The sequence below is a fragment of the Acidovorax sp. SRB_24 genome (genome assembly GCF_012931925.1).
The window spans coordinates 7591-15115 of record NZ_MWOM01000003.1; the positions used below are offsets into that span (position 1 = coordinate 7591).

At 66.1% G+C, this 7525-nt stretch carries 8 protein-coding genes; 6 read left to right on the forward strand and 2 right to left on the reverse strand.

Annotation, left to right across the window (positions count from 1 at the left end):
* The 5 genes from B2J89_RS22610 to B2J89_RS01330 form a co-directional block, all read left to right on the forward strand.
* On the forward strand, nt 1–248 hold a 248-nt coding region (locus B2J89_RS22610), incomplete at its 5' end, for an SPOR domain-containing protein (RefSeq protein ID WP_240964682.1).
* Between the two features lie 57 nt (nt 249–305).
* Entirely contained in the window at nt 306–950 is a 645-nt protein-coding gene (locus B2J89_RS01315; protein WP_169167426.1) for a thiol:disulfide interchange protein DsbA/DsbL, read from the forward strand.
* A 96-nt stretch (nt 951–1046) separates the two neighbouring features.
* Nucleotides 1047–1682 (forward strand): lipopolysaccharide transport periplasmic protein LptA, encoded by a 636-nt coding sequence (gene lptA / locus B2J89_RS01320; protein WP_169167427.1) that lies wholly within the window; start codon nt 1047–1049, stop codon nt 1680–1682.
* On the forward strand, nt 1679–2437 hold the full coding sequence (lptB, locus tag B2J89_RS01325) for an LPS export ABC transporter ATP-binding protein (protein ID WP_169167428.1): 759 nt from the start codon (nt 1679–1681) through the stop codon (nt 2435–2437). Before lptA ends, lptB begins: the two co-directional genes overlap by 4 nt.
* A gap of 42 nt (nt 2438–2479) precedes the next feature.
* Nucleotides 2480–4033, forward strand: a complete 1554-nt coding sequence (locus B2J89_RS01330) for an RNA polymerase factor sigma-54 (protein ID WP_169167429.1) — start codon at nt 2480–2482, stop codon at nt 4031–4033.
* A gap of 151 nt (nt 4034–4184) precedes the next feature.
* Here the strand turns inward: B2J89_RS01330 and B2J89_RS01335 are convergent, their stop codons facing one another.
* Both B2J89_RS01335 and B2J89_RS01340 read right to left on the reverse strand, forming a co-directional pair.
* Nucleotides 4185–4862, reverse strand: coding sequence for a bifunctional 2-polyprenyl-6-hydroxyphenol methylase/3-demethylubiquinol 3-O-methyltransferase UbiG (locus B2J89_RS01335; RefSeq protein WP_169167430.1), 678 nt, complete (start codon nt 4860–4862; stop codon nt 4185–4187).
* A 61-nt stretch (nt 4863–4923) separates the two neighbouring features.
* A complete protein-coding gene (locus tag B2J89_RS01340; RefSeq protein ID WP_169167431.1) occupies nt 4924–6039 on the reverse strand; it encodes a hypothetical protein in 1116 nt (371 codons plus the stop codon).
* 175 nt (nt 6040–6214) lie between these two features.
* Between B2J89_RS01340 and B2J89_RS01345 the strand changes: the two genes are divergently transcribed.
* A complete protein-coding gene (locus B2J89_RS01345) occupies nt 6215–7483 on the forward strand; it encodes a class I SAM-dependent RNA methyltransferase (RefSeq protein WP_169167432.1) in 1269 nt (422 codons plus the stop codon).
* Nucleotides 7484–7525 lie beyond the last annotated feature (42 nt).

The window sequence follows — 7525 nt, forward strand, 5'->3', positions numbered from 1 at the left end:
CCAGCGTGGACCCGTTCGATTATTTCGTGCAGGCAGGCGCCTTCCGCGCCCAGTCCGACGCCGACGCGCAGCGTGCCAAGCTGGCCATGATGGGCTGGGAGGCGCGCGTGAGCGAGCGCGAGCAAAATGGCCGTACCGTGTTCCGCGTGCGCGTGGGTCCGTTTGGCAAGCGCGACGATGCCGAGCAGCTCAAGGAAAAGCTCGATGGCGCTGGCGTGGAGTCGGCCCTGGTGCGCGTGCAGCGCTGAACTTTCCGCGCGGTGGCCGCTCAGACCCCCGCAACCAGAACAAGGAGTGTCCTTTCCATGAAACGCCGTGAGTTTTCCCTGTCTGCCGCCTCTGCCGTGGCTGCGTCCACCCTGTCGCTGCCGGCCCTGGCCCAGCTCGCCCCGAAAGAGGGCAAGGACTACGTCAAGCTGGCCAAGCCCGCACCCACCGAGGCACCCGCCGGCAAGGTCGAGGTGATCGAGTTCTTCTGGTACAGCTGCCCGCACTGCAACGAGTTCGAGCCGACCTTCGCCGCCTGGCTCAAGAACGCACCGCAGAACGCCAGCGTGCGCCGCGTGCCCGTGGCCTTCAATGCCAGCTTCGTGCCGCAGCAAAAGCTCTATTACGCGCTCGAAGGCCTGGGCAAGCTCGGCGAGCTGCACCCGCGCGTGTTCCGCGCCATCCACGTCGAACGCCAGAACCTGGCCAAGGACGACGCTATCTTTGCCTGGATCGGCAAGCAGCCCGGCATGGACCTGGCCAAGTTCAAGGAGGTCTACAACTCCTTCACCGTCTCCAACCAGGTGCGCCGCGCCAGCCAGCTGCAGGAGGCCTATGGCGTCGAAGGCGTGCCCTCGATGGGCGTGGCCGGCCGCTATTACACCGATGGCACCCATGCAGGCAGCATGGGCGCCGTGTTGCAGGTGGTTACTTACCTCGTGGCCCAGAGCGCCAAGGGCTGAGCCTTGCGCCACCCGCGCCCTATGGAACGCCAGCCCGCAGCCGCGGGCTTTTTTTTGGCCGGTGCATGGCTACAATCATTGCAAGATTCGTGCCCTATGAAACGCCTGCTCACGCTCCCCCTTCTGGCCTGCCTGGCCTGCGCCCCCATCGGGCTGGTCCATGCCGAAAAGGCCGACCGCAACAAGCCCATGAACATCGAGGCCGACGCGCTGCGCCACGACGACCTGCAGCAAACCAGCGTCTTCACGGGCCGCGTGGTCATGACCAAGGGCTCCATCGTGCTGCGCGGCGCGCGCCTCGAAGTGCGCCAGGACGCCGAAGGCTACCAGTCGGGCGTGGTGACAGCGCCGCCCGGGCAGCGCGCGTTTTTTCGCCAGCGCCGCGACACCGCGCCCGGTGCGCCCGAAGAGTTCGTTGAAGGCGAGGGCGAGGTCATTGAATACAACGGCCGCGCCGACACCGTGCGTTTCTTGCGCCGCGCCGAGCTGCGCCGCTACCGCGGCAGCACCCTGAGCGACGAGCTCTCGGGCGCGGTCATCGTCTACTTCAACCTCACCGACGTGTTCACGGTCGACGGCCAGCAGGCTGCCCCGAACACGCCGCCGGCTCCGGGCTCGCGCGTGCGCGCCGTGCTGGCGCCCAAGGAGACGCCTGCGCCGGCCGCCCCCGCGCCGGGTGCGCCGGGCCCCGCGCTGCGCCCCAGCGACGCGCTCGGCGGCGGCAAGCCATGAGCGCCGCGTCACCGGGCAGCCGCCTGGAAGTGCAGCACCTGCAAAAGTCCTACGGCAGCCGCAAGGTCGTCAAGGATGTCTCGCTGGTGGTGCAAAAGGGCGAGGTCGTCGGCCTGCTCGGCCCCAACGGCGCGGGCAAGACCACCTCGTTCTACATGATCGTCGGCCTGGTGCCCAGCGACGGCGGCGACATTCGCATCGATGGCCAGTCGGTGGCGCACATGCCGATCCACCGGCGCTCGCGCCTGGGACTGTCCTACCTGCCGCAGGAAGCGTCGATCTTCCGCAAGCTCACGGTGCAGGAGAACGTGCGCGCCGTGCTCGAGCTGCAGCGCGATGAGCACGGCAAGCCCTTGTCCAAGGCCGTGATCGAAGAGCGCCTGGGGGCCCTGCTGCAGGAGCTGCGCGTGGAGCACCTGAGCGACTCGCCGGCGCTGGCGCTGTCGGGCGGCGAGCGCCGGCGCGTCGAGATCGCGCGCGCTCTGGCCACGCAGCCGCGCTTCATCTTGCTCGACGAGCCCTTTGCGGGCATCGACCCGATCGCCGTGATCGAGATCCAGCGCATCATCGGCTTCCTGAAGGCGCGCGGCATCGGCGTGCTCATCACCGACCACAACGTCCGCGAGACGCTGGGCATCTGCGACCACGCCTTCATCATCAGCGACGGCCGCGTGCTGGCCCAGGGCACGCCGTCCGAAATCGTCGACAACGCCGAGGTGCGCCGGGTGTACCTGGGCGAGCATTTCCGGATGTAAGCCCATGGCCTTCCCGCAGCGCCCGCGGCGTGGAGGCCGCCCATGAAACCCAGCCTGTCACTGCGGGTCTCGCAGCACCTGGCGCTCACGCCCCAGCTGCAGCAGTCGATCCGGCTCTTGCAGCTGTCCACGCTCGAGCTGTCCGCCGAGATCGAGCAGATGCTCGACGAGAACCCTTTCCTGGAGCGCAACCCCGACGAGGCGGCGCGCGAGGAGTTCGGCCTGGCCCAGGCCGACACGCCGGCCCAGGAGGAGGGCGAGTATGCTATGTATTCAGGAGCTGCAGGCGCAGGCCCAGAAAGCGCTGAAGGCCAAAATAGTGCGGATTCTGGCATGCCAGACACCCCCGACTGGGGCGGTGACGGCAGCAGCGACACCGCACCCGACGACAGCGAATGGGGCGGCGAGGCGCCCGCGCGCCAGAACGCCAACGGCAGCGAAGACGACACCGACGCGGCCGAGCTGGCGCGCGGCCACGAAACGCTCACCGACTTCCTGCACCGCCAGGCGCTGGCACTGCGCCTGTCCGAGCTCGACCGCGCCGCGCTGCACTTCCTGATCGAGTCGCTGAGCGACGACGGCTACCTCGAAGACTCCCTGGACGAGCTCGCCGCGGGCCTCGCCGGCGCTGCCCCCACCGAGGAGCGTGAGGAGCTGGTGCACCGCTTCACCGTGGCGCTGCACCTGCTGCAAAGCCTGGAGCCCACCGGCGTGGGCGCGCGCGGCCTGGCCGAATGCCTGACGCTGCAGCTCAAGGCGCTGCAGCGCGACGGCGGCTGCGACGCCGACACCGTGCAGACCGCGCTGCGCGCGTGCCAGCAGCCGCTCGACTGGCTGGCGCGCCGCGATCTGCGCCGGCTCGCGCAGGCCTGCGGCGCCAGCGACGAGCAGACGCGCGCTGCCATGGCGCTTATCGCGCGGCTCGAGCCCCGGCCGGGGCGGCGCTTTGCCGACGTCGAGCGCCATGCCGTCGTGCCCGACGTGCTGGTGCGCGCCGTGGGGCGCGGCGGCCAGCAGTTTTCCGTGCAGCTCAACCCCGACGTCATGCCGCGCCTGCGCGTGCACGACATCTACGCCAACGCGCTGCGCGGCCACAAGGGCGCGGGCGGCCACCAGGCGCTGCAGCAGCGCCTGCAGGAGGCGCGTTGGTTCATCAAGAACATCCAGCAGCGCTTTGACACCATCCTGCGCGTCTCGCGCGCCATCGTCGAGCGGCAGAAGAACTTCTTCGTGCACGGCGAGCTGGCCATGCGCCCACTGGTGCTGCGCGACATCGCCGACGAGCTGGGCCTGCACGAGTCCACCATCAGCCGCGTGACCACCGCCAAGTACATGGCCACGCCGCAGGGCACGTACGAGCTCAAGTTCTTCTTCGGCTCGGGCCTGGGCACCGACACAGGCGGCAACGCGTCGAGCACGGCCGTGCGCGCGCTCATCAAGCAGTTCGTCGCCGCCGAGGACCCGGCCAAGCCGCTGTCCGACAGTCAGCTGGCCGACATGCTCAAGGAGCAGGGCATCGAATGCGCGCGCCGCACGGTGGCCAAGTACCGCGAGGCGCTCAAAATCGCGCCGACCAATCTGAGGCGGGCGCTTTAGGCGGCTGCGTCGCCCGCCATGTTCAACCGCTCGTCCGCCGCAGTGAGCGCCTGGGCAAGAGGCCCTACTGAAGGTGAGCTGGCTGCGCGTGCCCAGCACATCATCCACAAGGCAGGCACGCGTTGCGTATCGCGCCGAGCTGGATCGGGCCTCAATGGACGGCTGCTCTGAAGCAGATTTGGTAGCCTAGAAACTCACGAATAGGCCCCCAATGTTGCACCGCTTTGGGTAATCGGCCCAATGCCTTGTTGACCAATCCACCGCCCCGGTCGCCCCAACGCAAGGTCAGGGACATTGAAGTTACCGTCAAACCGCACCCCTGCAGAAGCGCCTGACCGTCTGAGACGGTAAACCACCGCAAATGCGTCGCGTCGAAGATGCCGCGGTCGCGGCGAGGAAAACGTCCTCGTATAAAGATGGCGAAAAACGATGAACAGTGGCGCACGTTGGGAAAACTGACGATCACCGTGCCACCGGGTTTCAAGCGCTGCAGCGACGCGTTCAGGCAATGCTGCGGTTCGACAAGGTGCTCGAGGACATCCGCGAATACCAGGCAGTCGAAGCTGCGCCCGGGCAATACCACCTGCCAGTCCATGACGTTCAGGTCTTCATTTGCCACTGCATCCAGATAACGGGCCGCATCGTTGGCGAAGTCCTTGTCAAACTCAATTCCGCAGACTGTGCGCCCGGGCTTCAAGTCCTTCAAGGCATTTCCAAGGGCCCCATTGCTGCAGCCTACATCCAGCACATGGTCAGCCGTGTGGGGAACCAGCTCGACGATGTCGGCGCGTACCGAGGTGTAGGAGGCTTGGCGATCTTCAGCGTGCATCAGTTTCTCTCCATGGATGGCCCTGACGTCATTGCCTTGCGGTTTTCGTGCCAGCCGAAGGTTAAATCGGCTGGAGCTCAGCAAAAACTCCGCGCGATTCAGAAACGGCTCTCAGAGCAGCAACCAACAGCCGCGCCTGCTGCGTTTGTGAAAATCGATCAACAACCGATGTCCGCGCTTTTGCTCCCACCGATCTTCGCACCGCGGGATCGCGCAAGATTTCAAGACATCGGATCCAATCGCGGCGCGTGTCTGCAAAAAACGCATTCACTCCGGATTCGATGATCGGTTCGTACGATGGTATGGGGGTGGCGATGACCGGCAGCCCTACCGACATTTTCAGTGTCAACCGATTTTCCGACTTCACTTTCCATACCGGCACGTGGGTTCCCTTCACCAGCTGGGCGGAAGGTTCAACCGGAATGATGCCGATGTCAGCACATTGAAGGGCGGCATAAACGCTCTCGGCCTGCCACATTTGGGTCTTGATTCGAGCATTCACCAAGAACCGAAGGTAGGCGAGGCGTTCATTCGCGCTGCTCATTTTCAGAAACGCCCAACGCGCCTCGCGAAGTTTCTGCGCCGTTGCACCTCTCGGCGGGTATTTCCCGACGATGGTGACTTCAAGCCAGTTAGGCGGTTGTGCCAAGACCGGCAGCGATGTCAAACTCGACGAGGTCACCAGTACAGCGCGGATGGGCTTGCTCCTGGAGCCTGTATGCGCCGCGACATCGGCCTTCACCACCGACGGTTTCTCGATGCCATCGTGCACGACGTGAATCTTGGGCTGAAGGGCCGGGGGATAGAGGCTCTTGAGGAATTCCGAAACGACCAAGGTCATATTGGTTGCCATTGCCATGTCGGCGTCGACCAGATCGCAAACGCCGTAGATGGTCGCGATGCCGGCCTTTTTCAACGCGCGCGCACAACGTTCTGCGCTTTCGCCGCGCACCTTCTGGAAATAGATAACATCAAATCTTGCGTTGATGAGGCGTTGCGCAAGGTGGCCCAAATCCGGCGTTTCGCTGGACTGCTCCGGATCAAAAACCAGTTCCGCCTCAATGCCTGCCTCGCGCAAGGCGGGCAACATATTCAGGACGGCGATCCTGGTGCTTGGCTGCGGGTTTCTTGAGTGAGACAGAAGAACGAATCCCACCTTCAGATTGGCAGCAGTCATGGATTCTGGTCTTCCTAAGGGCAAGCATTTAAGAATATCGAAAGTCCAAATGGGCTTCTGCAAGATTTTGTGACTGCCGCTCGCCCGGTGCCTCGGCCTTTTGCCGTGCCAGCCCTTCTGATCCTGGACCTCTGCCACCGGCACCGTGCCCGGCAGGCTTTATCCTCTCACCGCTATGAATCAACTGCAACTTTTCCTGCCCTGCGCCGCCGGCGTCGAGGGCTTTTTGGCCGACGAGGTGCACCAGACCACGGGCCTCACGGGCAACGACCTGCTGACCGGGCGCGGCGGCGTGCTGCTGCGCGCCTCGTGGCGCGATGCGCTGCTGCTCAACCTGCACAGCCGCCTGACCCAGCGCGTGCTGGTGCAACTGGCCCACCAGCCCTACCGCTCGGAAAACGACCTCTACGAGATCGCCAGCGGCGTGGCCTGGGAGATCTGGTTCACCCCGCGCCAGACCTTCAAGGTCGAGGTGACGGCCCAGCACAGCCCGCTGACCAGCCTGAACTTTGCCGGTCTGCGCATCAAGGACGCCGTGGCCGACCGCTTCCGCGCCAAGAGCGGCGTGCGCCCCGACGTCAACACCCAGTGGCCCGACGTGCGCGTGCACCTGCACCTGACGACCGAGCACGCCACCGTGTACATCGACACCTCGGGCGAGCCGCTGTTCAAGCGCGGCTGGCGCGAAGACAAAGGCGACGCGCCGCTCAAGGAAACCCTGGCCGCCGCGATGATCGCGGCCAGCGGTTGGGACCCGCATGGCGACACGCCCCTGCCGCTGTACGACCCCTGCTGCGGCAGCGGCACCATTGCCATCGAGGCGGCGCAGATCGCCTGCCGCATCGCGCCCGGCCAGCGCCGGCGCTTTGCCTTCGAGAAGCTGCTGCCGTTCCAGGCCCATGTCTGGAGTGCTATAAAAAACGAAGCTGAAAGTGAAGAACAGGAAAGCCCTGTGCCCATTTTTGGCAGCGATGTGGCGCACCGCATGGTCGACTTCGCGCAGCGCAACGCCGAGCGCGCGGGCGTGGCCGGCGCCGTGCAGCTGCGCGGCGGCGATGCCTTGCAGCGCATGCCGCCCAGCGAGACGCCGGGCGTGATGCTGCTCAATCCGCCCTACGGCGAGCGCATTGCCGCCGCCGGCACGGCCGGCAGCAATGCCGCCGAACGCGCGCGCGCCGGCACCGTGGGCCGCGAGGCCGCGCAGACCGAGGACGGCGGCGAGTTCTTCAGCCAGCTGGCCGCGCACTGGAAGAAAAACTACGCCGGCTGGCAGGCCTGGATGCTCACGCCCGACCTCAAGCTGCCCGGCAAGATGCGCCTCAAGGAATCGCGCCGCGTGCCGATGTGGAACGGCCCGATCGAGTGCCGGCTGTTCCGCTTCGACATGGTCAAGGGCGCCGTGCGCGCGCCGCGCGCCGCACCGCCCGCTGCCGATGCGGGTTGAGCTGCGCTGGCCGCTGGCCGCGGCAACGCCCGAAGAAGCGCC